This window comes from Candidatus Rhabdochlamydia oedothoracis (assembly GCF_019453995.1).
GTDB classification, from domain to species: Bacteria; Chlamydiota; Chlamydiia; order Chlamydiales; family Rhabdochlamydiaceae; genus Rhabdochlamydia; species Rhabdochlamydia oedothoracis.
Genome location: NZ_CP075587.1, coordinates 1131812 through 1158611 on the forward strand (window position 1 = coordinate 1131812; position 26800 = coordinate 1158611).

The 26800-nt window shown below is 35.4% G+C and carries 28 protein-coding genes, 1 tRNA gene and 3 pseudogenes; 17 read left to right on the plus strand and 15 right to left on the minus strand.

Annotation, left to right across the window (positions count from 1 at the left end; genetic code table 11):
- Positions 1-2 precede the first annotated feature (2 nt).
- A complete protein-coding gene (gene pyrG, locus RHABOEDO_RS06260) occupies positions 3-1607 on the minus strand; it encodes a CTP synthase (protein ID WP_215217180.1) in 1605 nt (534 codons plus the stop codon).
- Positions 1608-1791: 184 nt separating this feature from the next.
- Between pyrG and serS the strand changes: the two genes are divergently transcribed.
- Positions 1792-3063: a serine--tRNA ligase gene (gene serS / locus RHABOEDO_RS06265; RefSeq protein ID WP_215217179.1), complete on the plus strand. Its 1272-nt coding sequence runs from the start codon at positions 1792-1794 to the stop codon at positions 3061-3063.
- A 19-nt stretch (positions 3064-3082) separates the two neighbouring features.
- Here the strand turns inward: serS and RHABOEDO_RS06270 are convergent, their stop codons facing one another.
- On the minus strand, positions 3083-3292 hold the full coding sequence (locus RHABOEDO_RS06270; protein ID WP_215217178.1) for a hypothetical protein: 210 nt from the start codon (positions 3290-3292) through the stop codon (positions 3083-3085).
- A gap of 80 nt (positions 3293-3372) precedes the next feature.
- Here RHABOEDO_RS06270 and RHABOEDO_RS06275 point away from each other — a divergent pair, with 80 nt between their 5' ends.
- Positions 3373-3651 carry a TipAS antibiotic-recognition domain-containing protein gene (locus RHABOEDO_RS06275; RefSeq protein WP_215217177.1) on the plus strand — a complete coding sequence of 93 codons (279 nt, stop codon included), beginning with the start codon at positions 3373-3375 and terminating at the stop codon, positions 3649-3651.
- On the opposite strand, the gene RHABOEDO_RS06280 is transcribed toward RHABOEDO_RS06275, so the two are convergent.
- Positions 3640-3789: a hypothetical protein gene (locus RHABOEDO_RS06280; RefSeq protein WP_215217176.1), complete on the minus strand. Its 150-nt coding sequence runs from the start codon at positions 3787-3789 to the stop codon at positions 3640-3642. The two genes, RHABOEDO_RS06275 and RHABOEDO_RS06280, sit on opposite strands and share 12 nt — an antisense overlap.
- 134 nt (positions 3790-3923) lie before the next feature.
- Here RHABOEDO_RS06280 and RHABOEDO_RS06285 point away from each other — a divergent pair.
- Positions 3924-4109, plus strand: a pseudogene (locus tag RHABOEDO_RS06285) (transposase); the annotation flags it as partial.
- A 12-nt stretch (positions 4110-4121) separates the two neighbouring features.
- Positions 4122-4326 (plus strand): annotated as a pseudogene (locus RHABOEDO_RS11765) (transposase); the annotation flags it as partial.
- Here RHABOEDO_RS11765 and RHABOEDO_RS06290 read toward each other — a convergent pair.
- Together RHABOEDO_RS06290 and RHABOEDO_RS06295 are read right to left on the minus strand one after the other, a co-directional pair.
- Positions 4306-4722: a hypothetical protein gene (locus tag RHABOEDO_RS06290; protein ID WP_215217383.1), complete on the minus strand. Its 417-nt coding sequence runs from the start codon at positions 4720-4722 to the stop codon at positions 4306-4308. The pseudogene RHABOEDO_RS11765 and the gene RHABOEDO_RS06290 overlap by 21 nt on opposite strands.
- A gap of 153 nt (positions 4723-4875) precedes the next feature.
- Positions 4876-5058: a hypothetical protein gene (locus tag RHABOEDO_RS06295; protein WP_215217384.1), complete on the minus strand. Its 183-nt coding sequence runs from the start codon at positions 5056-5058 to the stop codon at positions 4876-4878.
- A 209-nt stretch (positions 5059-5267) separates the two neighbouring features.
- Between RHABOEDO_RS06295 and cyoA the strand changes: the two genes are divergently transcribed.
- From cyoA to cyoE, 5 genes are read left to right on the plus strand one after another with little or no spacing between them, the layout of a single operon-like run.
- A complete protein-coding gene (gene cyoA, locus RHABOEDO_RS06300; protein WP_215217385.1) occupies positions 5268-6137 on the plus strand; it encodes a ubiquinol oxidase subunit II in 870 nt (289 codons plus the stop codon).
- Position 6138: 1 nt separating this feature from the next.
- Positions 6139-8094 (plus strand): cytochrome o ubiquinol oxidase subunit I, encoded by a 1956-nt coding sequence (gene cyoB / locus RHABOEDO_RS06305; RefSeq protein ID WP_320412344.1) that lies wholly within the window; start codon positions 6139-6141, stop codon positions 8092-8094.
- Positions 8079-8648 (plus strand): cytochrome o ubiquinol oxidase subunit III, encoded by a 570-nt coding sequence (cyoC, locus tag RHABOEDO_RS06310; protein WP_215217386.1) that lies wholly within the window; start codon positions 8079-8081, stop codon positions 8646-8648. The genes cyoB and cyoC overlap by 16 nt, the downstream gene beginning before the upstream one ends.
- Positions 8645-8956, plus strand: coding sequence for a cytochrome o ubiquinol oxidase subunit IV (gene cyoD, locus RHABOEDO_RS06315; protein WP_215217387.1), 312 nt, complete (start codon positions 8645-8647; stop codon positions 8954-8956). Before cyoC ends, cyoD begins: the two co-directional genes overlap by 4 nt.
- Before the next feature lie 19 nt (positions 8957-8975).
- The gene (cyoE, locus tag RHABOEDO_RS06320) at positions 8976-9824 is read left to right on the plus strand and encodes a heme o synthase (protein ID WP_245397490.1); all 849 of its coding nucleotides are present in this window, start codon (positions 8976-8978) and stop codon (positions 9822-9824) included.
- A 5-nt stretch (positions 9825-9829) separates the two neighbouring features.
- Here the strand turns inward: cyoE and RHABOEDO_RS06325 are convergent, their stop codons facing one another.
- Both RHABOEDO_RS06325 and RHABOEDO_RS06330 read right to left on the minus strand, forming a co-directional pair.
- A complete protein-coding gene (locus RHABOEDO_RS06325; protein ID WP_215217388.1) occupies positions 9830-10318 on the minus strand; it encodes a Dps family protein in 489 nt (162 codons plus the stop codon).
- A 13-nt stretch (positions 10319-10331) separates the two neighbouring features.
- A complete protein-coding gene (locus RHABOEDO_RS06330; RefSeq protein ID WP_215217389.1) occupies positions 10332-11132 on the minus strand; it encodes a hypothetical protein in 801 nt (266 codons plus the stop codon).
- A gap of 214 nt (positions 11133-11346) precedes the next feature.
- Between RHABOEDO_RS06330 and RHABOEDO_RS11495 the strand changes: the two genes are divergently transcribed.
- Positions 11347-11721: an HAD hydrolase-like protein gene (locus RHABOEDO_RS11495; protein WP_256439918.1), complete on the plus strand. Its 375-nt coding sequence runs from the start codon at positions 11347-11349 to the stop codon at positions 11719-11721.
- Positions 11722-11851: 130 nt separating this feature from the next.
- Positions 11852-12547, plus strand: a pseudogene (locus RHABOEDO_RS10840) (IS5 family transposase); the annotation flags it as partial.
- 213 nt (positions 12548-12760) lie between these two features.
- On the opposite strand, the gene RHABOEDO_RS06350 reads toward RHABOEDO_RS10840, so the two are convergent.
- Together RHABOEDO_RS06350 and RHABOEDO_RS06355 are read right to left on the minus strand one after the other, a co-directional pair.
- A complete protein-coding gene (locus RHABOEDO_RS06350) occupies positions 12761-13210 on the minus strand; it encodes an ExbD/TolR family protein (protein ID WP_215216356.1) in 450 nt (149 codons plus the stop codon).
- Complete coding sequence (locus RHABOEDO_RS06355; protein ID WP_215216355.1) at positions 13207-14094, minus strand: MotA/TolQ/ExbB proton channel family protein; 888 nt, start codon at positions 14092-14094, stop codon at positions 13207-13209. Before RHABOEDO_RS06355 ends, RHABOEDO_RS06350 begins: the two co-directional genes overlap by 4 nt.
- Positions 14095-14258: 164 nt before the next feature.
- Between RHABOEDO_RS06355 and trmB the strand changes: the two genes are divergently transcribed.
- Positions 14259-14954 (plus strand): tRNA (guanine(46)-N(7))-methyltransferase TrmB, encoded by a 696-nt coding sequence (gene trmB / locus RHABOEDO_RS06360; protein WP_215216354.1) that lies wholly within the window; start codon positions 14259-14261, stop codon positions 14952-14954.
- Positions 14941-15834: a hypothetical protein gene (locus RHABOEDO_RS06365; RefSeq protein ID WP_215216353.1), complete on the plus strand. Its 894-nt coding sequence runs from the start codon at positions 14941-14943 to the stop codon at positions 15832-15834. Before trmB ends, RHABOEDO_RS06365 begins: the two co-directional genes overlap by 14 nt.
- Here RHABOEDO_RS06365 and RHABOEDO_RS06370 read toward each other — a convergent pair.
- Together RHABOEDO_RS06370 and RHABOEDO_RS06375 are read right to left on the minus strand one after the other, a co-directional pair.
- On the minus strand, positions 15820-16266 hold the full coding sequence (locus RHABOEDO_RS06370) for a hypothetical protein (protein ID WP_215216352.1): 447 nt from the start codon (positions 16264-16266) through the stop codon (positions 15820-15822). The genes RHABOEDO_RS06365 and RHABOEDO_RS06370 overlap by 15 nt on opposite strands.
- Positions 16267-16323: 57 nt before the next feature.
- Positions 16324-16398, minus strand: a tRNA-Pro gene (locus tag RHABOEDO_RS06375).
- Between the two features lie 606 nt (positions 16399-17004).
- On the opposite strand from RHABOEDO_RS06375, the gene RHABOEDO_RS06380 reads away from it, so the two are divergent.
- The 3 genes from RHABOEDO_RS06380 to RHABOEDO_RS11500 all read left to right on the plus strand — a co-directional run bounded on the left by RHABOEDO_RS06380 (position 17005) and on the right by RHABOEDO_RS11500 (position 19906).
- Positions 17005-17352, plus strand: a complete 348-nt coding sequence (locus tag RHABOEDO_RS06380; RefSeq protein WP_215216351.1) for a helix-turn-helix domain-containing protein — start codon at positions 17005-17007, stop codon at positions 17350-17352.
- Positions 17353-17487: 135 nt separating this feature from the next.
- Entirely contained in the window at positions 17488-19083 is a 1596-nt protein-coding gene (locus RHABOEDO_RS06385) for a glucose-6-phosphate isomerase (RefSeq protein ID WP_215216350.1), read from the plus strand.
- A 718-nt stretch (positions 19084-19801) separates the two neighbouring features.
- On the plus strand, positions 19802-19906 hold the full coding sequence (locus RHABOEDO_RS11500) for a winged helix-turn-helix domain-containing protein (RefSeq protein WP_350339713.1): 105 nt from the start codon (positions 19802-19804) through the stop codon (positions 19904-19906).
- A gap of 16 nt (positions 19907-19922) precedes the next feature.
- Here RHABOEDO_RS11500 and recF read toward each other — a convergent pair whose 3' ends face one another.
- Genes recF through RHABOEDO_RS06410 form a run of 4 tightly spaced genes read right to left on the minus strand, consistent with a single transcriptional unit; the run spans position 19923 to position 23904 of the window.
- Complete coding sequence (gene recF / locus RHABOEDO_RS06395) at positions 19923-20984, minus strand: DNA replication/repair protein RecF (protein WP_215216349.1); 1062 nt, start codon at positions 20982-20984, stop codon at positions 19923-19925.
- Entirely contained in the window at positions 20974-22086 is a 1113-nt protein-coding gene (gene dnaN / locus RHABOEDO_RS06400; RefSeq protein ID WP_215216348.1) for a DNA polymerase III subunit beta, read from the minus strand. The genes recF and dnaN overlap by 11 nt, the downstream gene beginning before the upstream one ends.
- A 49-nt stretch (positions 22087-22135) precedes the next feature.
- Entirely contained in the window at positions 22136-22603 is a 468-nt protein-coding gene (gene smpB / locus RHABOEDO_RS06405) for an SsrA-binding protein SmpB (protein WP_215216347.1), read from the minus strand.
- Positions 22604-22608: 5 nt separating this feature from the next.
- Positions 22609-23904: a hypothetical protein gene (locus RHABOEDO_RS06410; protein ID WP_220017449.1), complete on the minus strand. Its 1296-nt coding sequence runs from the start codon at positions 23902-23904 to the stop codon at positions 22609-22611.
- A 271-nt stretch (positions 23905-24175) separates the two neighbouring features.
- Here RHABOEDO_RS06410 and leuS point away from each other — a divergent pair, with 271 nt between their 5' ends.
- A complete protein-coding gene (gene leuS / locus RHABOEDO_RS06415; protein ID WP_215216345.1) occupies positions 24176-26710 on the plus strand; it encodes a leucine--tRNA ligase in 2535 nt (844 codons plus the stop codon).
- Positions 26711-26800 lie beyond the last annotated feature (90 nt).

The window sequence follows — 26800 nt, forward strand, 5'->3', positions numbered from 1 at the left end:
GGTTATTCCTTATTTCTATATGAAAATGAAGATTTAATAAACTCTTTGAAAAGAGGGTGGGGAGCTGTAGGTTTTGATTTAAACTCAGGGTGAAACTGCACACCAATCATCCAAGGGTGGTTTTTAACTTCTGCGACTTCACAAAGATTTCCCTCTTCAAAAATTCCGGAGAAAATCAGTCCTTTTTTTTCACAGATTTCTTTATACGCATTATTAAATTCGAATCTGTGGCGATGTCTTTCTGAAATGTTACTCACGCCATAGGCTTTTGCCGCTTTAGTAGAGGCTAGAAGATGACAAGCAAAAGCTCCTAGGCGCATAGTGCCGCCTAAATTAGTGACCTCTGTTTGTTCGCTTAAAAGAGAAATAACAGGATCTTTAGTATCAGGGTTAATTTCTGTAGAATTTGCCTCACTTAAACCCACTACATTGCGAACAAACTCTGTACATAACACTTGCATGCCAAGGCAAATACCAAAATAAGGGATGTATTGCTCTCGACAGTGTTTAGCAATTTGAATCTTTCCTTCCCATCCTCTTTCTCCAAATCCACCAGGTACAAGATATCCATCACAGTTTTCTTCTGTAAAAAATGAACTATCTGGGATTTTTTCCGCATCAAATAAGCGAAATTCAAGATCAAGTTGATTAGCTAGCGCTCCATGCTTTAAAGCTTCAAAAACCGACTTATAGGCATCTTGGTGTTGGAGGTATTTGGCAACAATGCCAATCACTACTTTACCTTTGGGATTAGATAGGTTGTGTAGCATCTTTTTCCACTTTGTCAAATTAGATGATGGAGTTTTTAGTTTCAGCATTTGGCAAATTTTTTCATCTAAGCGTTGTTGATGCAAATGAATGGGTACTTCATAAATGCTCTCCACATCAATGATGTCTACAACTCCTGTCTTTGGCACACTACAAAACAAGCTGATTTTATCCTTAATTTCCTCTTTTAAAGCATTTTCAGTACGACAGAGAATAATATCGGGTATAATACCAATTTCTCTTAGGATTTGTACAGAGTGCTGCGTAGGTTTTGTTTTAACTTCTCCAGCTGCTTTTAAATAAGGAACGTAGGTTAGATGAATATTTATACATTGATCAGGGCGCTCATGGCGAAATTGACGAATTGCTTCTAAAAAAGGTAAAGATTCAATATCACCAACAGTTCCTCCTACCTCTATTAAAATTACATTTAAGGAATCTTTTCCACAATGCAAAATGCGCTGTTTAATTTCATCTGTGATATGAGGGACGACTTGAACTGTTTTTCCCGAATAATCACCCTTCCTCTCTCGTCTAATTACAGTCTCGTAAATCTGTCCTGAAGTTGTATTAGACAGTCTAGAAAGCTCGGCATGTGTATAACGAAAGTAATGCCCTAGATCTAAGTCAGTTTCGGCTCCATCATCTGTGACATATACTTCTCCATGTTGCAAAGGATTCATTGTCCCAGGATCAACATTTAAATATGGATCGAGTTTAAGCATTCCAATCTCTAGACCGCGACTCTCCAATAACATAGCAATTGAAGCGGAAGTTAGGCCTTTTCCTAAAGAAGAAACAACCCCACCAGTAATAAATACGTACTTTGTTTTATGCATATATTTCAAATCCTAAAAAAAGCTATTTTAATCTTAAATAGAGTTAAAATTCAATGTTATTCAATGGAGCTTTGAATTGCTTATAAAAAGAAATTTTAAATAGGAGAAGAAAAAGCCTTAGTGCACAATTCTCAAAGGTGTGCTATAAGTTAAGTGTTAAAAAAATAAACTCTAAGTAAATCCCATGCTCGATCTGAAATTTATTAAAGACAACCAAAAAATTGTACAAGAAGCAATACGACTGAAAAATGTTAATCTGAATTTACAGGAATTATTGCTATGCGAAGCCCAAGTTGCAGATTGTAAAAAAAAAATAGAGCTTTTGCAAACAGAGCGTAATGCTAATGCTAAAAGAGTATCTCAAAGTCCTAAAGAAGAAAGAGAGGACTTTATATTAAAAGGTAGAGAGATCGCATCTGAGATTGAACAATTAAAACCCATCTTAAATAACTTAGAACATCGTTTAAGAGACTATCTTCTTCTTGTTCCTAATATTCCTGCTAAAGAAGCTCCCATTGGGGAAAATGAGGATTTTAACGTAGGCGTTAAAAAATGGGGACAGGCACCTGTCTTTGATTTTCCTTTTCTTAATCATACAGAAATTTTACAAAAAAATCGGTGGTCAGAAGAGAGAATTTCACAGGTTTGCGGGTCTCGAACCTACGCCTTAAAAAATGAGATGGTTTTGCTAGACATGGCTCTTTTACAATTTGCTTTGCGTAAAGCACGCTCTAAGGGGTTTGAACTTATCACAGTTCCATCGCTTGTGCGAGATTTTGCTCTATATGGCACAGGGCATTTTCCCGAAGGAAAAGAACAGGTCTACTTTTTATCCAAAGACAATCTCTATCTTTCAGGTACAGCCGAGGTTCCTATCAATAGCCTGCATTCAGGAGAAATTTTACAAGAAGAACAATTGCCTATGCTCTATGCAGGGTTTTCTCCTTGCTTTAGAAGAGAATCTGGTAGTGCAGGACGTGATGTAAAAGGACTTATCCGTGTACATCAGTTTTATAAAGTCGAGCTATTTGTCATTTGTAAAAATGATAGAGAAGAATCTCTCTTGTGGCTGTATAAATTGTTGCAAATCGCTGAAGAGATTATGCAAGATTTAGAATTACCTTATAGAGTTGTTGAATGTTGCACAGGGGATATGGGGCTTGGTAAAGTAAGAATGTTTGATATTGAGGCTTGGGTAGCGAGTGAAGCTAAGTATCGAGAGACCCACAGCTGTTCTTCTCTTCACGATTGGCAATCTCGTAGATCTAATGTTCGTTATCGTACATCAGATGGTGCAGTGAAATTCTGTCATACGTTAAATAATACAGCTATTGCAACACCGCGCATTTTAGTTCCATTTCTTGAGAATCATCAACAAAAAGATGGAAACATTTATATTCCTTTAGCTCTTCAACCTTACCTAGAAGGACAAGAATATCTATTACCGCATAACTAGAATCATTGAGCCCAGCCTTCTAAATGACACCTAAGGCTTTTAACTTTTTAACTGCGCATTCAAGAAAAGTAACACCATATTCTTCATCTATTTTAAAGTGCATTTTGCTCAGGGCTTTTTGATAAAAAAGATTTGATAATTTCTTTAGTTTTTCTTGACCATAAATTGAATTTATAATTTTCCCTTTCTTGTAAAAATCCGAAGTTTTCTGAGCTAAAACAATTTGCACAGTTAGTTAGAGAAACTTTTTAGATACTGATAATCCAAGACAACTCTATAAAACGCAGTATCCGTAAGCCCTGGGATTTCATGACTCTGGAAGCCTTTACAATTAAGGATTCCATCAAAGAGTCCAATGAAAATGTCAAAAATATGAGCAAAGAAGATTTTGAAAAAACCAATCAGGACTGGGTTCATATTCTTGACGATCTTGCAAAGCAGTGGAAAAACCGCGCTTCAGCGGGCTCTGCGGAAGTCCAGAAGATCATCCGTCGCCACTATGAATGGTTGAAAAAATACTGGACTCCCAACTGCGAATCCTATGCCGGGATAGGGGAGGGATATACTAGTGCCGATTCAAACGGCTAGCTTAATGGGATTTAAGTCAACGACTTGAAACTTGTCGTTTATCCTACATTTCAAAATATCTGTTATTTTCGGTATCTCTTCTAAGAGCCTGTTTAAAATCTTTTCAAAAGTGAGGATATTCTGGAGAAAGATTTGCAAAGAGTGTGCAGGAAATATTAGAATATATTGGTTCCGATTCAATCGTATAGAAAAATATAGGATTAACGACAAGTTTCAAGTCGTTGACTTGAACCCCATTAAGCTAGCCGTTTGAATTGGCACTACTATATATAGTAGAAATAGCAAAAAGAAATGCACTTCATACTTTTAAAGTCATTTCTAGAAGATGGATTGTAGAGCGTTCTTTTGCGTGGATAGAAAAATGTCGCAGGCTATGGAAAAATTGCGAAAGAAAACTACATACAAGCCTGAATATGGAGGTTCTCGCTTTTATTGCTCTACTTTTGAAAAGACTTTAAACAGGCTCTTAGGAAAGAGGCTTAAATGAGCATACAAACGGACTAGTTAGGCAATATTTTCCTAAAACACAAAGCTTTTTAGATACGACTTCCAAGGATATGGAAAGAGTGGAAACTTATACTAAATAACAGACCTAGAAAGGCTCTCAACTTCGAAACTCCACTAGAAGTGTTTAGGAGATTATCTACAAACATGCTATGCTCGGGTGCACAATAGATGTTTTTTCAAGTATTTATATGTTCTTTTTTGTGCACTTCGAGGTTGAAAGGGCCACCTATATTGGCCAATATTATAAATCATTATCATCATCAGAGCTTCTATTCTTTTGGGTAATTTAAGAAAAATAAAATCGGCCATAAACCAAAGATCTTTTAAAAAACGAAATCCTCCCTCCACATTCTGCCGTTTTTTATATTCCTCTAGTATTTGTTTATCTTTATAGCCTTCTAAATCCAATTCATTAGTAGCCAAAATAAATCTTCCCTTCTTATTCAAAATATTGTTAATTGTTTCTTGATTTCTTCTAAACGATGTTTCCATTTTATAGCCAACTATGACCTTTTCAGCCCCATTTTTTGGTTTGCCTCGACCTAGATACTTACTAATAGACATTACTTGTGCCTCTTTCTAACCACTTCAAAAGCTTTAACAGCATCTTCCTCAAAATAAAATTCCGATTTTCAAAATGCCACAGAACTTGCTTTAGCTTCTTCTCTTCTTTTTCTATTCCCGTATAGTTCAAATTTAGTAAGGCTTCTTTTCCGTCTAACGTCTTATCGTATCGTCATCTAGGAGTAAAGCATGTGTTACTTGTAGGTATGTCCAATCTTCATCTAGCAATAAAATAGATTTGATTCTATCGCATAGCCTTTTATCCCGTTCATGGCGATGACGAGCCTTGAGGATGTCTTTTTGGTTTCTTGTGATAAAGTTCGCTTCAGGTTGCATAGAGCTAAGATTCACAACTCAATCAATGAGAAAAATTCCATAAATTTAGTATTTGAAAAGTCTTTTTTCTAATGCATTTCAGTATAATATCCTCGGCAGTAAGATCAAGATATCTTTTAATGCAATTTCTATCATTTTTTATCCTAGACAACGCTAAGTATTTTATGTAAAACATAGAAATTATTTTATAGTTTTAGGATCTTAAAAAAATGAAAAAGAAATATAGAGCCTTATTTTTCATTTTACTTTCTTTAGCTGTAATAATTCTATCGCTGGTGTATTTAAGCGGTATTGATATTGCTGTACTGAACCCTAAGGGAATGATTGCAGTAAAAGAACGCGACTTGTTTATCAAGATTACCTTGATCATGCTTATTGTGGTTATCCCTGTTTTTATCCTTACTTGGGTTATTTCTTGGAAATATAGAGAGGGGAATCAAGCTAAATATACACCGGATTGGGATAAACACTTATTATCTGAATCTATCTGGTGGGGTCTTCCTTGTGCCATTGTTCTAGCAATGGCGATACTGGTTTGGAAAAGTACTCATGAGTTAGATCCGTTCAAACCCCTTGAATCGGATAAGAAACCCCTTAGAATACAAGTAGTTGCTCTGCAGTGGAAATGGTTATTTATTTATCCAGAACAGGGGATTGCAACTATTAATTTCTTACAATTTCCAGAAAAAACCCCGATTAACTTTGAAATAACCTCAGATGCTCCCATGAATTCTTTTTGGATTCCAGAGCTAGGTGGTCAGATTTATGCAATGCCAGGGATGAAAACCAAACTACACCTTATAGCTAATGAAAAAGGTAATTTTAGAGGTTCATCAGCTAATTTAAGTGGAAGGGGTTTTGTGGGAATGACATTTATTGCTAAAGCCAGTTCTCTAGCTGATTTCTATCAATGGGTGGATTCATTAAGCGAATCCTCCAATTTTCTTAATTTAGCAGAGTATATCAGGTTAGCAGAGCCTAGTGAAAATGATCCTGCGACTTCTTATGTGCTAGAAAAGCAAGATTTATACGATTGGATTGTTAGGAAATATACGATGCCAATGACGAGGATGGATTGATATGTTTGGAAAATTAACTTGGGATGCTTTTCGTCAGGACCCTATTGAAATCGCAGCAGGAATCTCGATGATTCTTGGTTTGATGATTGTTCTAGGGCTTTTATGGTACTTTAAGCGATTTAGGTGGCTTTGGACGCAGTATTTAACCTCACTTGATCCCAAAAAAATTGGAGTGATGTACATTGTTGTCGTCTTTGTCATGTTACTAAAAGCGGTATTTGATGCTGGTATGATACGCTTACAACAGATTCTTTCTGTTAGTGATGCTCATGGTTATTTATCATCGCCTCATTTTCAGCAGGTTTTTACAGCTCATGGCACGACTATGATTTTCTTTGTGGGTATGGGTCTTGTATTTGGGATTTTAAATCTCATTGTGCCCTTGCAAATTGGCGCGCGTGATGTGGCTTTTCCTTTTTTAAACTCTCTAAGTTTTTATTTATTTTCTGTAGGAGCAGTTCTTCTTCTTTTATCTCTCATTATTGGTAAATTTTCCGGAACTGGTTGGGTAGCATATCCTCCGCTTTCAGGTCTTAAATACAATTCTGGAGTAGGGGTGGATTACTGGATATGGAGCGTGCAGATTGCAGGTATTGGTAGCTTGCTTTCAGGTATTAACTTTCTTGTTACTATTTTAAAAATGCGTTGTCCAGGAATGACTTTAATGAAAATGCCATTATTTGTTTGGAGTGCTTTATGTACGATGACTTTGGTTATTTTTGCTTTTCCAATCTTAACAGCAACTATTGGAATGCTCTCTTTAGATAGACTATTGCACATGCATTTTTTTACTGCTGATTTTGGAGGTAATCCCATGATGTACATCAACCTCATTTGGGCATGGGGTCATCCAGAGGTGTATATTTTGATTTTGCCTGCTTTTGGGATTTTTTCAGAAGTAGTTGCTACTTTTTCACAAAAGCGATTATTCGGTTACGATTCGATGGTATGGGCCCTTGTTGCCATTACTTTGTTATCTTTTCTTGTTTGGTTGCATCACTTCTTTACTATGGGATCCGGAGCTAATGTGAATGCTTTTTTTGGCATTATGACAATGCTTATCGCTATCCCTACAGGTGTAAAAATTTTTAACTGGTTATTTACCATGTTTAGAGGTCGAGTGTATTTTACAACCCCCATGCTCTGGTTTTTAGGTTTTGTATTTATCTTTACTACAGGTGGTATGACAGGTATTTTGCTATCAGCTGCACCGGTAGATTTTCAAGTACACAATAGCTTATTTTTAATTGCACATTTCCATTCTATGGTAATTGGTGGGGTTTTATTCGGTTTTTTAGCAGGTATTACCTACTGGTTTCCTAAGTTTATGGGTTTTAAGCTTCATGAAGGTTTAGGTAAATATGCCTTTTGGTGTTGGTTCATTGGTTTTTTATTAGCTTTCATGCCCTTATACGTTTTGGGGCTGATGGGAGCTAGCAGACGTCTGGATCACTATGAAGCATCTACAGGATGGCAGCCTTTATTTATAGTTGCAGCTATTGGGGTCACTATGATCATCTGCGGCATTGGAATTCAGATCTTGCAGATACTTGTAAGCGTTAAACAACGCAAAGCAAATAGAGACCTTACAGGGGATCCATGGAATGGTAGAACGCTAGAATGGTCCACTTCTTCACCACCACCGTTTTATAATTTTGCTATTCTTCCCGAAGTCCATAAAAGAGATTCTTTTTGGTCTATGAAACACGCCAAAGTAGCAGAAAAACCACACTATAAAGACATTCATATGCCCAAAAACACCCCGATGGGGCTATTTATTGGTGGATTTAGCTTCATTTTAGGGTTTGCTTTGATCTGGCATATTATCTGGCTGGGTATAATTGGGTTTATTGGAGTAATTGCCTGTATTGTTATTCGCATGTTTGATAATGATACCGATTATTATGTACTGGCTACTGAAATAGAGAAAATAGAGGCGAGATGCAAGAATCTATAAACCAAGAAAACACTGTCTTTGGATTTTGGGTCTATCTAATGACAGATTGTATTTTATTTGCAACGCTTTTTGCAACGTATGCAGTACTACGCAATAATATATATGGTGGGCCTTCTGGGTATGAGTTATTTTCCCTCCCGTTTACTTTAAGCGAAACCCTTATTCTGCTAACTAGTAGCTTTACTTGTGGACTTGCTATGTTAGCAGCACAGGTTAAGGATAGAAAAAAAGTACTTATTTGGTTAGGGATTTCTTTTTTATTAGGCATCGCTTTTTTAACAATGGAACTAAAGGAATTTACTCACTTGGTTCATGAAGGAAATAGCTGGCAGAGAAGTGGATTTTTATCTGCTTTTTTTACGCTTGTTGCAACGCATGGATTGCATATTACAGCTGGCTTATTATGGATGATTTTTGTTGTAGTGCAACTTTTACGTAAAGGGATTATTTGCGTTACTTTTAAAAGACTTACCTGTTTGAGCATGTTCTGGCACTTTTTAGATGTCGTATGGATTTTTATATTTACTATTGTGTACCTAATGGGAGCTGTATGAATCAAGAAACTGGAGCTTTTAAATCGTATCTGACGGGATTCTTTCTATCTATTTTATTAACTTTAGCGGCTTATTTTTTGGTAGTAGAGCACGTATTCAGCAGTAGAGTTTTAATTTCTATTATTATTGGTTTAGGTATTGTACAGATGTTCATTCAATTGCTCTTTTTTTTACACTTAGGACAAGAACCTAAGCCTTATTGGAACTCTCAGCTTTTTCTCTTTATGATAACGATCCTTGTAATTTTAGTAATTGGATCGCTCTGGATTATGGAAAATTTAAGGTATAATGTGATGCCAAATATGTAAGAGGGGATAAAAGAAATACATGATTAAAACTTATTTTATGCTTACTAAACCTGGAATTATATTTGGTAATGCAATAACTGCATTAGGTGGTTTTATTCTTGCATCGAAAGCACAGATTGATCCTTGGTTATTTTTAGCAACTCTTATGGGTTTATCGCTGCTTATTGCGTCGGCTTGCGTCTTTAATAATTATATTGATCGCAATATAGATAAAATGATGGAAAGAACTAAAAATCGAGCTCTAGCAAGGGGAATAATTTCTCTACAAAAGGCCATTATATTTGCCATTTTTCTCGGGTTGTTTGGCATCTTGCTTTTAATGCTATACACCAATCTTTTAACGACAATCATTGCGCTAACTGGTTTTTTTATTTATGTAATTTTGTATAGCTTATCAAAACACCGTTCTTCTTATGCAACCGCTATAGGAAGTATTTCAGGAGGTATACCGCCGGTTGTTGGTTATTGTGCTGTAGTTGATCGTTTTGATATGGGAGCTTTTCTACTATTTATGATCGTAGCTCTTTGGCAAATGCCGCATTTTTTTGCAATTGCTATGTATCGACTCGATGATTATGTTGCTGCATCAATCCCGGTCTTACCTGTTAAAAGGGGTATCTATATTACCAAGGTGCATATGCTGCTTTATATCATGGCCTTTCTTATCCCTGTATGTATGCTGATGCTATGGGGTTATACAGGATATGCATATTTGATAGTTATGGGGTTAATCGGTATTAGTTGGCTTTTATTGTGTATAAAAGGCTTTAAAAATACTAATGATAAGCTCTTTGGACGTCAAATGTTTCGTTTTTCAATTGTAGTCATTATGATGCTGTGCATCATGATCTCTATTAGCATAGCGTAAGGGTTCTATGCTTGGATTTCAAAAAGAAACCAAGTTCTTCTTTCTGTTTCATCTATGAATACCTCTAAGATACTAGCTGTTGCAACGTCGTTGTGTTCTGCGCAAATTTGATGTGTAGACCGCATATGAGCTGCATAGTTTTTGTTATCGTGCATGAGATGTTGAATCATTTTTTTTGGCTCTAGTATAATTTCATCATCTTTAATTTTTTGTAAGCGGCTAATATCATTTATCGAGCATATTGTTGTCCCACCTAGCTTGCGAACGCGTTCTGCTAAAACATCAATCATCGCAAAAATTTGTTCTGCTTGCTCATCGAATAAAAGATGATAATCGCGAAAATGGCTACCTGACATATGCCAATGGAAACTTTTTGTTTTTACATATAAAGCAAAAGCATCGGCAACTAAGGGATTAATGCTTTTACAGATTTCTTGGAGACCTTTTAAGTCATTTGGGGTGGCTAACTTTGTGGGTATTGTCTTTTTATTCATTTTTTAACTCCTTTTATTCTTTAACATAATACTTTGGATCATCAGCACGTCCATTCATATGATAAAAGAAACAGCCATCCTCTAGATCCCCATATAAGTACGTACCAAATTTTAAATGGATTGCATGTACTTCATCTAAACTTTTATTTAACAGAAATTTTTTAAAATTTTTATGAACATAGTCTTCCATATAGTTGTTTTTACACATGGGCATAATAAAATGATGATAATAGTCCACGCGTGCTATATGGGCATGATCAGACCATCCATAAATTCTTGTTAAAGGAATTAAACTGTTTCCTTCAATATAATTATCTGCAGGGCCAAAGCAAGAACTTTGCATATCTCCTGTAAGAGAAGAATGGAATTTACCGCTAAAATGAATCCATTTGATGTTCTTATTCATAAGCATAGAGCTTAAGCAAGCATTAAGATGGAATTTTTTTGTAAAACACATATCGTGTTGGTGAATGAAAACAAAAGGGGTTGTTACGTGTTTTAAAGCTAGGCGAATAGTGCCGGAGAGTTGGACCCATTCTTCACAAAATAGCAATTTTGTATTGGCAAAAATTGGGTCGGTCTTCTGAAGATCTTTAATTTTTTTCTTATATAAATCATATTTGGAACTGCGATCTTTAAATCCAGGTGCTACCCCATCAAAAACAATGATTTTTTTACTCTTTGCAAGGGTGAGATTTATGAATAAACTTGCCTGGGCAAGATAGAGATGTTCATCTGAGGGGACCGTACAAATGGGATGAGTAGTTGTAATGACTGTAATAAGTTCTGCAGCTTTATGATCATCTAAGAGCATATCTATACCAATACTTTTTATTATTCCATATCTAAATTGTATTAAAGAATCAACAGCTCTAGTCCAAGATGGACAAAATAATAATTAACTGTTACAAAATAAGAACTATGTATAAAGAAACAACTTCATTATGCCCTTCCATTAAAATGATCCTATTTGATCATGATGATACCTTGGTTGGTACTCTTAAAGCAAAATTGGCACACATAAGTACATTGCGCAAACGTTCTATGGTAAAAAACTTAAAAATGAGGAACTACGGATTCATTGGGGCAAGCCTTTGACTTTATTACTTAAGCTGCTATATGAGACAGATCACGTCAACATAGCTATGTCTTATAATATAGCTACGCGGAGTAAATTCCCTAAAACTCTATTTAAAGATACAATAAGTACTTTGAGCACTCTGCATAGTTTAGGAAAAAAGTTAGGTCTTATAACTGCCACTACTCGCTCTAGTCTAGAGTATGACTTGAAAACATACGGGGTTCAAGTCAACGAATTGAAACTTGTCGTTAATCCTATATTTTTCTATGCGATTGAATCGGAACCACTATATACGCAAAAAAACACGTCCACGAATAGTTGATCTATACTAGTTTGATTTCAAATTAAGAATTGCATAACTATTTTTTTTGAAAAAACTGCTCTATTTTGCAAGAAGATGTTATCTTTTGTATAAAAATGTTTATACACTCAAACTCTTAATTTGAATGCAAATAAGTATATATGATATTTTTTGTGGGGTTTTGTACTTTTTAAAAAGTGGTTGTCAGTGGCGTATGTTACCCATAGAATATCCTAAATGGGAATGATGTGATTATTATTTCCATCTTTGGAATAAAAAAGATGATAAAAATTCTAAGAGTATTCTTGAAATAGTTTTAAAAAAAATTGGTTGGCGAGGTCAGAAAAAGCAGTGGTCGGAAAGAGAAAACAAGCTTTGTAATTATTGATGCTCAAAGTGTTAAAAATACTGATACAGCGGAGAAGAAAGGATATGATGCAGGGAAAAAAATATCAGGAATAAAAAGACATATAGCAGTCGATACCCAAGGGCTTCCTCATGCGATTCACATTACCACCGCTAATATCACTGACAGAAATGGGTGTATAGAAGCATTTTCACTACATAAAAACCATTTGTTCGGTGTAAAAATGTTTTAGTAGATGGAGGATATTCTGGAGAAAAATTTGCAAAGAGCGTGCAGGAGATATTAGGATGTATAGTAGAAATAGCCAAAAGAAATACACTTCATACTTTTACAGTTATTCCCAAAAGATGGGTTGTAGAGCGTTCTTTTGCGTGGATAGAAAAATGTCGCAGGCTATGGAAAAATTGCGAAAGAAAACTACATACAAGCCTGAATATGGTGGTTCTTGCTTTTATTGCTCTACTTTTGAAAAGATTTTAAACAGGCTCTTAGATCTGGTAGGTGCAAAGAAAATTCTTCATGCGTAAGCCCTGCTCGTTCCCCATCCAGATCCGATCGATTTAGGATCTTTGACAGAAGGAATGTTTTCTCCATTAACCAGGGATTGTAAGACCTTTGTATAAAGTTCATGTGCAGACTCACATGAAATATTCATAGCTGTGTTAATTAGTTGCATAAAAAATTCTTTAATTGCTATTCACTTTCATAAACGGGGTGGATTTGAAACCCGGCTTGCTTTACAGCAAAGATCAGCTGTACAATGGGCTCCCACATCGCTTGTTTGTCGATATGTAAGAGCACTTGTGTTTTTAGCGTATCTTTGGGTAAAAGACCGAGTTCTTGTTGTTTTTTAAGCTCTAATTGCACGTCTAGTGGGCAAGAAATCAGGTATTCATTAAATTCTGTAATCCATTTGTACTCGCCCTTATTATTTATGCTCAAATGCACGGTATAGCGGTCTTGGGGAATAGAAGCATCTACTTTTGTTTGGACCTTGACTAAACTGATCTCACGATCAAAAAGGCTGGCTCGAGTAACTGCAATCACTGCAAAAACAGCTACGATTAAAAACAGAAAATCAATCATAGGAGCTAAATTCAGATGATTGTATCTTTTGAGTTCTTCTTCAGGGATTAGGTTCATATACTTGCACTCTTGTTTTGAGCATCGATAAGAGAAGCTATTTGGTGGGTTTCACTCTCTACTAATACCAATGTTTTTACCAATCTGTATTTAGCAGAAGAATGTAAGATAAGCGCTAAGATAGCTACAATTAATCCAACAACGGTAGTCCCTACAGAAACTCCGAGTCCATCGAATAGCATAGAAACGCTTTCTATAGAGCGATTGACGTCATAAAAAGCATAAAACATGCCAAAAACAGTACCTAATAAACCAAGCATGGGGGCAATAATAGCAATATCATTAAGTAAGTTAATTCTTTGCCAAAATGTTGCAGTAACTCTTTTGCCTTCCGCTTTCATGATTTCAACCATTACTGGAAATCCATGTTGCCTGGAATGAATACCTGTGGCCACTAAATGACAAAATAACGTTTTTTCTTGTTTACATACCCCTAAAGCTTCGTCAAAATTATGGTTGGTTAATTGAGAGCGAAGTGTGTCGACTAAAGATTGAGAAACTTTTGTACTATTGCGCAGGGAAGACAGGCAGTAGAACCATAAGCAAAGAGCAAACGTAGACATTCCAAATAAAAGTATGTAGATGAGAGGTGCTCCAGAAAATGCTTGTTTAAAATCAATTACCATCATCTTTGAAGGAAAGTCAGAAATCGACTCTTGCAGCTGTGTGAATGGGGTTTCTTCGGGGGTTGCCCTAGATGAAGTATCCAAACGAGCATCTTCTTCTAAAGCAATGAGTTGTTCTTTGACACTGTTTAACTCTTGATCGATTAAAGAAAATTCCTGCTCAATTGTTACAAGGTCTGAGGTATCGGTTTCTGTAGGGTTGGCATATAACGCACTAAGCTGCATCAATCCAATAATTAAAATAGACTTTAACTTCATTTTAGGATATCTCCTTTAAAATTCTAAAAATGCTATAGCTTTTAACTTTGTTTTTTAGCTTATCAAGCTGGATTGGAATAGATCAAGAAGAATAAGAGAGATATAGGCAACAAAATAACAATTAGCTATCATGTTTTAGTTCTACATACAAATTTTTGCTGATTATGAAACCAAAAGATTTAAAGTTTCCTTTTTCTTGGGATGAAAGAAGGCCCGTAATTTTTGAAAATATTTTATTTGTGCCTCAATATTACATGAACCATAGAGAATGGGGTTTTGTAAATTGGTACAGTCCTCAAGTGTTTAAAAATCAATTGCCTATTCATATTGAATACTGTAGTGGAAATGGCTGCTGGTTGATTGAGAAAGCAAGAAATCATCCTGAAATTAACTGGATTGCTGTCGAAAAAAAATTTGAAAGGGTGCGTAAAATCTGGTCTAAAATGCGAAATTTAAGCTTGACTAATATATTGATTGTTTGTGGTGAGGCCCTTACCTTTACCAAAAATTATGTGGCAGATGTAAGCTTTCAGAAGGTCTATATCAATTTCCCAGATCCTTGGCCCAAAGAAAAACATGCGAGAAACCGCCTAGTACAGGAACCTTTTCTCATAGAATTAAGCAAGAAAGCCAAGCCACAAACAGAAACTATTGTCGCTACTGACCATCTAGATTATGTACAGCAGATTATATCCGCTGTAAGCTCAAGTGAAAAATGGGATTTTTCTCTGAAAAACCCTTTTTATACCAATCATTGGGAAAATTATGGTTCTTCTTATTTTGAGCAGTTATGGAGGGCAAAAGGTAAGCAAGTGTATTATTTACCCTTTTTAAACAAGAGTAAAAATGCCATTTTCTAAGGCAAAACAAATTGTTTTACCAGCAGGATTATCTGCAGATTTAGATTGGAAAACACAAGAGCTTCTAGCTTTTCGAGAATCTTCTGTTCTTTGGTATCTTGATTTTTCTTTTTCTACTATGCATTTTTCTCCTCAGGACTTCTTAAAAAGTCAATCACAATTGCTTACAATAGAGCATTTTTGTCGGACAATTTGGAATGATTTTAAAAAAAATACGGCTGGCGTAATCCTCTATCAAGGAGCAACGGATTTTTCTAGAATTTTTCCAAAAGAGCTTTGGTCAGAGTCTTTTCATAAGTGGTTGGATTTGTTCATACAAAATGCTGCACATCGACATGAGTTAAAAGAGGCCTCTTCTAGTTCTCTAGAGCACTATTATGAGTTATACGCTGCTAAATTATTTGCAGAAGTTATGCAAAGACTACTTGTCTTTTTACCAGAGGAGTGTGTTACATTATTACTGATTGAAGTTACAGAGCCTTTGTCTTTCTTAGCGCAAAAATTTTCTCTGGAGTGGTTTGAATCATTTGTTTTATTGGATTTAAAGAGAAATCAGCTGCCTTTTTTACATCAGAAAGCACGTTTAGGAATTTGTTTACCTCCTGACTCTCATTGTGATCAAAAAACATTAACTCAGATTAATTCCATTTTAATGCGCTTAAAACAAAAGCAGATAGATTTTAGATGTATTCCCGAATCTAAATTAAACCATTTCTGGAATGGACTAGATAGCATCTTGGTTTTTTCTAGAACATTATCAAATCAAGGAAAAAGGCAATTGCAAGGATTTTGCGCAACAGGTGGTAGAGTGATTATAGAAGGCGAGAGTCTTTGTTTACCTCAAGAAGTAGCTATGCTCGATTTTTTACAAATCTTTTAAAGCTTTTAGTTTTCGAAATAGAGCTTGTTCTGGTTGAATATTTTTTAGAAAATAGCTAAGAAAGCGCTCTTTTAGAGAATGGTAAGTAGGTTCATTTATACACTTTTTTTTTCCTTCTGGTAGGGCTAGTATACTAATTGCTTCTGAAAGGCGGATTGAATGCAATGTATTTAGCTCCTGATTTTCAAAGCAAAGGGTCGTGTTTTCTAAATGGGTTTTTAATTCTACCAAAGATAAATAACGTTCTTCTATTTGAACTTTTTTGGAGATTTGATATAGGTCGTGTAGTCTAGCTACAACATGAATATAATCTTTGTTTATATTTGCGTCTTTTTTACCGCTTATTTCAAAAACATGTTCAGCACACGCCTTAATCTCTTGATGAAGTAAGTTGTAATAAAGAAGAGGGTGATTACCTTTTGATAACGCCATATAAATTCGCCTTTTGAATTCAGTATAGCTATTATAAAATTTAGTAACATAAAATAATCGGAGCAAAGGGATTTGAACCCCTGACCCCCTGCTCCCAAAGCAGGTGCGCTAGCCAAACTGCGCTATGCTCCGATAAAACATAAGGTACCTTAAATCATTTATTTTTTTCTTACAAGCGTTTATCGGAGATCGTGCCAATGGAAAAAATAATTACGCTGAAGGCTATAGAGAATAACTAGAGTTTTTAGGAAAAAAATGTTGCAACGATATTCTAAGAAAGGGATAAGAAGTGAAAATCGCCTCTAAAAAAGAACTTTTTAAACACGTTAAATAATTAATAGATTAGAATTAAGGAAAAAACATGACATTTCGCAGCTTAAAAATTCTATCTTGTGAGTATGCACTCCCTTTTTTTAAACAAATGTATAAAAAAAAATCGGTTTCTGAAAAAAACCACTTTTCATTTAAAAAAATAGACAAAAGACTTTACTATATTGTTATTTCTACAAAGACGAAAAGTACATTTTACTAGATACTAGCGATTGTATATATTGATTCCGATTCAATCGTATAGAAAAATATAGGATTAACGACAAGTTTCAAGTCGTTGACTTGAACTCCATTAAGCTAGCCGTTTGAATTGGCACTACTATATACTGAAATGCATTAGAAAAAAGACTTTTCAAACACTAAATTCATTAAATTTTTCTCATTGATGGAGTTATAAATCTAACCTCTATGCAACCTGAAGCGAACTTTTTAACAAGAAACCAAAAAGACATCCTCAAGGCTCGTCATCGTCATGAACGAAACAAGAGATTGTGTGATAGAATTAAAACTATCCTGCTCTTAGATAAAGGGTGGACATATGAGGCAATAGCTGATGCCTTAATCCTAGATGAGGATACGATAAGGCGTTATTATAAAACCTATTTAGAAGGTGGCAAAGAAGCATTGCTGAATTTGAACTATACAGGAAAGGCATGCTGGCTCAATCAAGGCCAGCTTGAACAACTAAAAATCTATGTAAAAGAAGAAGTTCCTAGTTCGGCTAAACAAGTTGTCAATATTATGAAAAATTCTTAGATTTCAAGACGGCAATTTATGCCTTTTTTGAAAAAAATTCTAAATATCGATAAGAACTACAGCCTCTTTTGTCTAGGACAATTTTGCAACGATTATAGTAGCTGATTTAATAAATATCATTTAAGAGAGTAGAATATGACTTTTTTTCATCATTTACCATCAGTTGCTCAATTACATGATCTTGCTAAAGATTCGATTGACTTAACAAAAGAAGGAGTCTTAACCGCTAAACGCATCGATAATATGATGTTAGAGGCATTAGGGCTTAAATTGTTTTACGCAACAGAAAAAGTTAGTGAAAAGAATATTTCTGTTTTATGTCAATTAGCCGAAGAAACACAAGCTGTTAAAAAAATGACAGATATGCAAAATGGGCAGATTGTTAATTTTATCGAAGGGTTTTCTATTGAAAATAGGCCTGCAATGCACACTGCAGTGCGAGATTTTTTTGAGCAATGTAATACTTCTTTAGAAGCAAAGCAGGCAACAGGTTTAGGGTATAAGGAATTAGAAAAACTCCGTTCCTTTTTAGATGAGATGGAAAAAAAATCTCAAATAACAACAGTTATTCAAATCGGCATCGGTGGTTCACATCTAGGACCTGAAGCGATTTATTTAGCTTTAGAAGCTTTTCATAAGCTAGATCGCAAAGTATACTTCTTATCTAATATTGACCCAGATGAAGGCGCTCGTATTTTTCAACAAGTTGATCTAGAAAAAACTCTTGTTGTCGTAGTTTCCAAATCAGGAACTACTTTAGAAACTATGACAAATGAGCGATTTGCAAGAGAGAAGTTTAAGCAAGCAGGTCTTACTACAAAGAACCACTTTATAGCTGTAACGGGTAAGGGGAGCCCAATGGATAACAAAGAGCGGTATATGGACTGTTTTTATATCTGGAATTATATTGGTGGCCGCTATTCTGTTACTTCTATGGTAGGTGCTTTTATTTTAGCATTTGCTCTAGGAATGGATCGTTTTTTAGACTTCTTAAAAGGAGCAAATGCTATGGATAAAATAGCTCTTCGCTCTGATCCTTATGCAAACTTGCCTTTAATGTCCGCCTTATTAGGAATATGGAACCGCAACTTTTTAGGATTTCCTACTGTTGCAATCGTTCCCTATTCACAAGCCTTATCTCGTTTTCCAGCTCATTTGCAACAACTAGATATGGAATCCAATGGAAAGAGCATTGATAAAGCAGGACATTTTGTTGAATATGACACAGGTCCTATTATTTGGGGAGAACCTGGTACAAATAGCCAGCATTCTTTTTTTCAATCTGTTCATCAAGGCACAACGGTTGTTCCTATTGAATTTATTGGGTTTAAAGAGAGCCAATATAAAGAAGATGTTTTCTATCAACAAACCACTTCCCAAGAAAAGCTATTAGCCAATTTATTTGCTCAATCCATAGCACTTGCAGTGGGACAAAAAAGCGATAATCCCAATACTTTTTTCCCTGGTAATCGCCCTAATCGCATTTTATTAGCTGACAAATTAGATCCTTTTACCATAGGAGCTATTTTAGCTTTTTATGAACATAAGGTTGTTTTTCAGGGTTTCATTTGGAACATTAACTCTTTTGACCAAGAAGGTGTGCAGCTTGGTAAGAATTTAGCCTCAAAAATCCTTGAACAATTTTCCCTCCAAAGGCAGGGTAGATCTATGGATACAAAAGGATTTCCTTTAGGAGTTGCTTATCTAGAGCATTTGTCCTTTGGATCTTAACACCCCATTACCAAGAAGCTTTAAAAGTATACTTTCATAGAATCATTAAAATTTAATGAATTGGTTATCTATAATATACTTCTCGTAGTTGTAGTCTGTAAAAATTACAATTTTCCTATAAAATAGTTCAGAAGCAATGGATAAAGCTTTTATGCAAAAGTTATCTAAAGAGCAGAGAAAATATTTGGAAATGCTTGTCAGAAAAACAAGATGTTAATAGATCTCTTGCATAACCCCTATTTTAAAGCTTTCATTTATAGATTCTTATCTTAACAAAAGCATTTTTAGCTATATCGCTCAAACAATCATATCTCATGGACAGGGCCAACGCATGAAGATTTTTCTTGATAATTGAGAGATAAAAAATGATTCTGGCTCCTTTTTCATAAGGAGTATAAAATGGAAGGATTCATTCATTCTTCATCTATTATGATGCATTATATTATCAGCACATCTATGCATCATGTCGTAAAGATTATTTATTAGATCTGGTAGGTGCAAAGGAAATTCTTCATGCGTAAGCCCTGATCTCATGGACTAAAATCCTTTAGAATTTTAGATTGTTTATTGGTTATGCAAAAGATCTAATGACTTTCTTCTGCAATATTATCGAGAGCACAGCCTAGCGCATGATCGGTAATATCTTTGGCCTTAAGACCAACTCCTAGGAGCCTTTCTATTGGCTTGGATGCAAAGTTCAAAAAAGACATAATAGCAAATAAAATATACAGAGTCTGACATGACAGATTGGTTGAAAAGGAAAGGGTTTGTGTATAAGAATCCGATCAAAGTACCAGGCAAACTTGAGTTGATAATGCGTTAGGAAAAAGGCAATTTTTTTATAGAATCGCCCCTCGTTCCATCCAAAAAGAGCGGGTGGTATCTGGAAGTTTGCTTTTAAGCACATTTGCAGAGCAAATAAATACCTGTTTAAATCGAGTAAAACAGAAGATGAGATTTTCTTGTCTTTTAGGGTCTAGTTGCATTCCAAAGTCATCGATACATAAGAGGGGAGAGTAGCCTATTTTTTTTTGCATCCAATTCCATTGGGCGAGCTTCAAAGCGTAGATTAAAGAGCGTTTCTGTCCTTCGCTAGAGAAATTTTTGGCTTGTTTACCAGATAGTAAAAAAAGAAGATCGTCTCGGTGAGGTCCTAGAGTAGTTGCTTTTAAAAGCATGTCTTTGTGTCGATTTTTTTCCCATTTAAGTAAAAGAGAGGAATCTTTTTTTGTAAGAGAGGATTGGTAATGAATATCTAAAAGATCTTTTTTGTTAGAGAGTAAAGACAGCCATTCAGCAGCCGGGTCTAATAAGTAAGAACTCAGTTCTGCTCTTTTATCTATAAGATACAGGGCTGAGGGGAGCATAATGTGTTCCCATGCAGACAGGGTTTGTATTTCTTGGCTGCGCAAGGCGTAGTTACGTTGTTTCATGGCTTTGTAATACCTACTCAAGTGGTGTAGGTATAAAGGATCTGCTTGCGAGAGATAAATATCTAAAAAACGTCTTCTTTCATTAGGCATTCCAATGATTAAAGCAAGGTCATTGGGGTGTGATAAAATAGAAGGCAGGATTCCAATGATATTTGCTAGTTTTGGGTAGTTTGTGTGATTGTACTGGATGCGTTTGGTAGTTTCATCATAGTAGATTTGTAATTTTTGCGGAAGTTCATCCTTAATAAAATGAGCCTCGAGATAAAAGTACTGCTGACCTTCTCTGATAAGATCGCTTAAGTTATGAGTTCTAAAAGAACGGCCAGTGCTTAAAAAGTAAATGGCTTCTAAAACACTTGTTTTTCCCTGGCCGTTATTTCCATAAATCAGATTAACCAAAGCAGAAAAATGAAAATCTGTTTCCTTATGATTGCGAAAATTACGTAGAATAAGGTGTTTAAGATACATTCACTTCTAAGCGCATAGGCATAATAACAAACTGGGCAGAAGTGGAGTCAGTAATCAGTCCTGGGTTATAGGGATCACTAATGCTAAAATGTACAGATTCATCTTTGCTATGCCGCAGCATATCTAGAAAATAGTTAGGGTTAAAAGCTACCTCCAGTTTCTCTCCTCCATAATTGACAGGCATATGCACTTTGCCTTCACCAATAGATCCACTCATAGCAGATAAGTGTAATTCCCCCGTTGTAAAAGTAAAACGCACAGAATTGCTATTTTCTGAGGTAAATAAAGAAACCTGTCTTAGTAAAGACATTAACTCATCGCGATTTAAAGCAATGGGATTGGCGATTTGTTCAGGAATAACACGACTCACATCTGGATATTGACCTGAGAGAAGTTTGGTAATCAAGGTAACTGATTTAAACTCAACAGCAATTTTATCTGGCATAAGAGTTAAGGTAACAGGATCGTCCTCTTTGCTATCAAGCAGGCGAATCATTTCTTCAACAGCTTTTAAAGGAATAATATAAGAACTTGAGTCAGTAGGGATATTATCTATTTCTATATTATTTTTTGCTAGGCGTTTTCCGTCCGTTCCAATAAATACAATGGTATTCTCTAAGCTTTGCAATAAGATTCCATTAAGGGCGTGTTTGCTGTCATCACGAGCTGCTGCAAAAGAGGTGCGTGACAATAGGTAACTTAGTTGAGAGGAGGATAGGTTCAGCTGTATTCCTTCTGATAGATTGGGAAATTTAGGAAATTCATCTTTATGCATTCCTTGGATTTTAAAACGAGAGGTGCCAGCATTTACTAGAGCTATTTCTGAGGAAGGAGCGTGAATTTCTACTTGTATAGCGGTTAACTCACGAATTAATTGAAAAAACCTCTTAGCAGGAAGTGTAATAGCTCCTTCTTCTAAAACTTTGGCTTCTACATAGATTCGTACACTTACAGTAAGATCTGTTACACTTAAGATGAGCTGGTCATCGATAGCCTCTATCAAAATATTAGATAAAATAGGAATGGTTGGTTTTACAGGAACTATGTTTTGAATCTTACCAACTAGATTGACAAGCTCTATTCGTGTGATGACGACTTTCATGATATACTTCTCCTTAACTTAAGATATCAGCATAATCAAAAAGGGAAAATCAGTCTATGCGATTGCGCATTGCTTGTTGAATTGTTTTTGTATGTTCTTTTTCTTTTAGCGCTTGTCTCTTGTCATAATTCTTTTTACCTTTTGCACAGGCAACTTTAACTTTTATAAATCCATTTTTTAGATACATGGAAAGAGGAATTAGGGTAAATCCTTTTTCTTGAGAGAGGTTTTTTAATCTTATGATTTCTCTTTTGTGTAAAAGCAAAAATCGATCTCTTTTATCTTCATGGTTAAAGATATTTCCAAAGCGATAGGGAGCAATGGAAGCATTTTTTAAAAGAACTTTTCCTTGTTGAGATATTAAGATATACGCATCGCTTAAACTGCCTCCATGATTGCGCAAAGATTTTACTTCTGTGCCGGATAAAATAATACCAGCTTCAAATGTTTCTATGATTTCATAGTCATAAAAAGCGCGTCTATTAGAAACAAGTTCTGATTCTTTATGTTTTGACATATCTTTTATCCAAGAAAATCTTTTCCATATTCTGTTACGCGAAAACAACGATGATTTTGATAACTACCTAATTCTACAATTCCTAATTCAGATAACCATTCTAAAATAATTGCTTCAATCAAAATAAGCTCTCTAGAGTTGTAAAAAGGAAGCGTATATTTCCAGTTTTTGCCTTGTTTTTTTAAGATAACACTAGATTCTTCGCTTAAAGCAGTAGTCATACCTTTAAGAAAATCTTCAAATAAAACCCATTCGGAACAAGCTACTCTTAAAACACTTTTTTCGATATCTCTTAAGGCGCGCTCGTTAAATGAGCCGATCACTTCTGGCGCATAAGAATGGCGATACAACAATAAGGATTTTTGGGGATTAGTTAAGCCAAACCATTCATTTGCTTTGTCTAACAAAGAAAGGCTTTTATTCTTAACAGAAGCTAAGTTCAATAACTCTATTTTTTTTAGTAAACGTTCAAAATAGTTTATATGTCTTTTATTTGTTGGGTTTAGGTGCAAACAATTAGCCAGCTCAATTGTATCTCTATAGAAAAAGGGTTGTTTTTTTGCTAAAGATAAAAGAAAAGTGATATCTTCAAGAAAACAGAAAGCTCTTGTGCTTTCTCTTTTAACAGAGTTTGCACAAAGCGTAGTAGGTTGTGTTTTACGTAAAAAGAGTAAATAATCTTTCCATTCTTGAAAAAACGTAATTACTTCCACCCATTTAGAATCCATCTTTTTATAGGTTAAACAACATACGAAGTGAAACTCTAGCAATAGTGCAATTGTTTGAAATTGTTCCAGAGAAAAAGAGTATTTAACCATCAAATCACTTACATACAGCAAGTATTCAGGAGCATCTAGAAGATCTTTTAGTATGTCTTCCATAATAGGATCAGGAAACTGTAGAGCTGATAAATGGCGTTGAAATGTCTGGGGTGTTAATAAATATTTTTCCACAATAGAGTCAAAAATACGATCAGAGGTTCGAGAGATGTTATACCAAACAGGAAGAGTGTGAATAGGAACTTTTTTCAATAACCCTTTTAAGAATTCCATACCAGGTTTAAAGTCAGGATCAAATGCTGTTATTCTAGCTGCAAAATACTTACGCTTTTCTTTATCAACGGTAATTGCAGAGCCATTTAACGAAAGCAGTCCACTTTTAATAAACTTTTTTACGCTGGGAATTAATTCTTTTTCCTCATAGTTCAAAGCTTTGCTTAGATCTTGAAAAGCGATTTTTAAAGGGCTGTATAAAATTTCTTGTAAAAGTTCTAGATCAAGTGCAGATAGTTGAGAGATCAACAATCTGTTTTCAATATCTTGCTTGTAGTTGTAATCCTCCAAGCAAATTTTATTTTTTTTTATCAAACTAATTTCTAGCATGCTTCTTAGAACCTATTATATAAGTCTTGGAAAGACAACAAAGATAGTACTAGATTGTTTGATTTGTAGCAAGGAAGGATATTAATATTTAATAAACTTAAAATAAACAACTTATGTATAAAAGCCCAAAGACTAGACAAAAGATAAGGGTTCGCGTTAAGCTTGTGTGTTAAATTATTTGGGCAGGACTATGACAAAGAAGAACTATGACCATCAAGCAATTGAAGCAAAATGGCAAAAAATTTGGGAAGAAAAACAGCTATTTCAGGTCGAAATAGATACGAGCAAGCTTAAATATTATATCTTAGATATGTTTCCCTATCCTTCTGGTTCAGGACTACACGTAGGTCATGTAACAGGATATACAGCAACAGATACAATTGCGCGCTATAAAAGACAAAAAGGGTTTAATGTACTGCATCCTATGGGATGGGATAGCTTTGGTTTGCCCGCAGAGCAATATGCCATTCGCACAGGAACCCATCCAGCAAGCACTACGCAAAATAATATCAATACCTACAGACGGCAGCTTAAAAAACTGGGATTTAGTTACGATTGGAATAGAGAAATTACAACAAGTGACCCTAAGTATTATAAATGGACACAATGGCTTTTTACTAAGCTATACAATAAAGGGCTTGCTTATGAAGCAGAAGTTTTAGTTAATTTCTGTCCGGCCTTAGGAACTGTTTTAGCTAATGAAGAAGTCGAAAATGGTAAGGCTAAAGAAGGAGGATATCCGATTGAGAGACGTCCTTTGCGCCAATGGATGCTTAAAATTACCTCTTATGCAGATCGTTTGCTTAAAGATCTAGAATTAGTAGATTGGCCAGATCACTTAAAAAAGTTACAAATAAATTGGATTGGCCGTATTGAAGGCGCTAAAATCCACTTTGAAGAAACACAAACAAAACAAACAATCACCGTATTTACTACTCGTCCTGATACGTTATTTGGTGTGACTTATTTGGTACTATCTCCAGAGCATCCGCTTGTTTCATCAATTACAACAGCGCCTTATCGCAAACAAGTTCAAAGATATTGCAAAGAGATTTCCGGGAAAAGCGATTTGGAAAGGACAGAGCTTAACAAAGAGAAAACAGGTGTATGGACAGGTGCACATGCTAAACATCCCATTACAGATCAAGATATTCCTATTTGGATTTCAGATTATGTGTTGATGGGATATGGAACAGGGGCTGTCATGGCGGTTCCTGCCCATGATGAAAGAGATTTTGCTTTTGCTAAAATCTTTCATCTACCCATTATTGCTGTTATCATTCCTAATGAAACCGATCTAGATATACAATCTGGCAAACTTTGTTGGACAGAAGAGGGAACATATATTAATAGTTCTTTAGGTTCTTTAAATTTAAATGGTTTAGATTTGAAGCAAGCAAAGCAAGCAGTAATTCATTGGTTAGAAAGCCAAGGAAAAGGAGAGAAAACCGTTAATTATAAATTGCGCGATTGGTTATTTTCCCGCCAACGTTATTGGGGGGAGCCTTTTCCCATTCTTCACTTCTCCGATGGTACTAGGCGAGTTCTAGATTTAGATGAACTGCCTTTATGCCCTCCTGAATTAAAAGATTTTAAGCCAGCTCCTACTGGAGAGAGCCCTCTTTCTAAAGTTAAAAAATGGGTGCACATTACAGACTCTAAAACACATCAAATAGCTCAAAGAGAAACCAATACCATGCCACAGTGGGCGGGGTCTTGTTGGTATTATTTACGTTTTTGCGATCCTCATAATCCAGATAAACCGTGGAGTGAGGAAGCAGAAAAATACTGGATGCCGGTGGATTTGTATGTAGGAGGAATAGAGCACGCAGTGCTTCATCTTTTGTATGCACGTTTTTGGCATAAGGTATTTTATGACTGTGGCCTTGCCAGCACTCTTGAGCCTTTTCAAACCCTGCGCAATCAAGGTCTTGTTTCAGCTAGATCTTACCAGATAAATCAAGGTGTCTATGTAGCACCAGAGGGGGTCTGCGAAGAAAATGGCATCTTTTTCAAACTAGGTACTAAAGAACCGCTACACACTCAAATAGAAAAGATGTCCAAATCAAAACTCAATGGGGTAACACCGGATCACATTATTTGTGAATATGGAGCTGATTCCCTTCGTCTTTATGAGATGTTTATGGGCCCATTTGATAAAGAAAAACTCTGGAACAGCGATGCTGTAAATGGATGTTATCGCTTTTTAAATCGCTTTTATGACTTGGTTACTTCAGACAAAATTTGCGATGAAGATACAGCTGAAGGATTGAAGTTATCCCACCGTTTGGTCTATCAGGTTGAAAAAGAGATAGAAGCTATGCAGTTCAATACAGCTATTGCTAAAATGATGGAATTTATCAATGCTTTTTCACCCCTTGCTTCTTATCCTAAGCAAGCGCTAAAAATGGCTATTCAAGTATTGTATCCTTTTGCTCCTCATATCGCAGAAGAGCTGTGGGAGTATTTAGGTGAAACAAAAAGCTTAACCTATCAGCCATTTCCTATTTTCGATCCAAACTATTTAATAGATGAAACAGTCTTATATGTAGTGCAAATAAACGGTAAGGTAAGAGGAAAATGGTCTTTGCCTAAAGAACAAACCAAAGAAGAACTGCTATCTTTTTTACAAAAACAACCGCAGATCATAAAATATTTACTTAAACCGATTACTAAAGTAATTTTTGTTCCTAATAAACTGATTAACCTTGTGTGCGATGTTTAGTTTTTTTTATAATACCTGTCTTATGTTACTAGGACTATTTGCCCTACCTAAGTTCCTTCTCTCTTGGAGTAAATACAAGGGAACTATTTT

Excerpts from the sequence above, each read along its gene's own strand:
- serS (WP_215217179.1), top strand. The coding sequence starts at position 1,792 with ATGCTCGATCTGAAATTTATTAAAGACAACCAAAAAATTGTACAAGAA.
- cyoA (WP_215217385.1), top strand. The coding sequence starts at position 5,268 with ATGAAAAAGAAATATAGAGCCTTATTTTTCATTTTACTTTCTTTAGCT.
- pyrG (WP_215217180.1), bottom strand. The coding sequence starts at position 1,607 with ATGCATAAAACAAAGTACGTATTTATTACTGGTGGGGTTGTTTCTTCT.
- RHABOEDO_RS06295 (WP_215217384.1), bottom strand. The coding sequence starts at position 5,058 with ATGCAACCTGAAGCGAACTTTATCACAAGAAACCAAAAAGACATCCTC.
- cyoB (WP_320412344.1), top strand. The coding sequence starts at position 6,139 with ATGTTTGGAAAATTAACTTGGGATGCTTTTCGTCAGGACCCTATTGAA.
- dnaN (WP_215216348.1), bottom strand. The coding sequence starts at position 22,086 with ATGAAAGTCGTCATCACACGAATAGAGCTTGTCAATCTAGTTGGTAAG.
- RHABOEDO_RS06355 (WP_215216355.1), bottom strand. The coding sequence starts at position 14,094 with ATGAAGTTAAAGTCTATTTTAATTATTGGATTGATGCAGCTTAGTGCG.
- smpB (WP_215216347.1), bottom strand. The coding sequence starts at position 22,603 with ATGTCAAAACATAAAGAATCAGAACTTGTTTCTAATAGACGCGCTTTT.
- RHABOEDO_RS06385 (WP_215216350.1), top strand. The coding sequence starts at position 17,488 with ATGACTTTTTTTCATCATTTACCATCAGTTGCTCAATTACATGATCTT.
- cyoE (WP_245397490.1), top strand. The coding sequence starts at position 8,976 with ATGATTAAAACTTATTTTATGCTTACTAAACCTGGAATTATATTTGGT.
- trmB (WP_215216354.1), top strand. The coding sequence starts at position 14,259 with ATGAAACCAAAAGATTTAAAGTTTCCTTTTTCTTGGGATGAAAGAAGG.
- RHABOEDO_RS06325 (WP_215217388.1), bottom strand. The coding sequence starts at position 10,318 with ATGAATAAAAAGACAATACCCACAAAGTTAGCCACCCCAAATGACTTA.
- cyoD (WP_215217387.1), top strand. The coding sequence starts at position 8,645 with ATGAATCAAGAAACTGGAGCTTTTAAATCGTATCTGACGGGATTCTTT.
- RHABOEDO_RS06370 (WP_215216352.1), bottom strand. The coding sequence starts at position 16,266 with ATGGCGTTATCAAAAGGTAATCACCCTCTTCTTTATTACAACTTACTT.
- RHABOEDO_RS06330 (WP_215217389.1), bottom strand. The coding sequence starts at position 11,132 with ATGCTCTTAGATGATCATAAAGCTGCAGAACTTATTACAGTCATTACA.
- RHABOEDO_RS06275 (WP_215217177.1), top strand. The coding sequence starts at position 3,373 with ATGACTCTGGAAGCCTTTACAATTAAGGATTCCATCAAAGAGTCCAAT.
- cyoC (WP_215217386.1), top strand. The coding sequence starts at position 8,079 with ATGCAAGAATCTATAAACCAAGAAAACACTGTCTTTGGATTTTGGGTC.
- RHABOEDO_RS06350 (WP_215216356.1), bottom strand. The coding sequence starts at position 13,210 with ATGAACCTAATCCCTGAAGAAGAACTCAAAAGATACAATCATCTGAAT.
- recF (WP_215216349.1), bottom strand. The coding sequence starts at position 20,984 with ATGTATCTTAAACACCTTATTCTACGTAATTTTCGCAATCATAAGGAA.
- RHABOEDO_RS06380 (WP_215216351.1), top strand. The coding sequence starts at position 17,005 with ATGCAACCTGAAGCGAACTTTTTAACAAGAAACCAAAAAGACATCCTC.
- RHABOEDO_RS06290 (WP_215217383.1), bottom strand. The coding sequence starts at position 4,722 with ATGTCTATTAGTAAGTATCTAGGTCGAGGCAAACCAAAAAATGGGGCT.
- RHABOEDO_RS06365 (WP_215216353.1), top strand. The coding sequence starts at position 14,941 with ATGCCATTTTCTAAGGCAAAACAAATTGTTTTACCAGCAGGATTATCT.
- leuS (WP_215216345.1), top strand. The coding sequence starts at position 24,176 with ATGACAAAGAAGAACTATGACCATCAAGCAATTGAAGCAAAATGGCAA.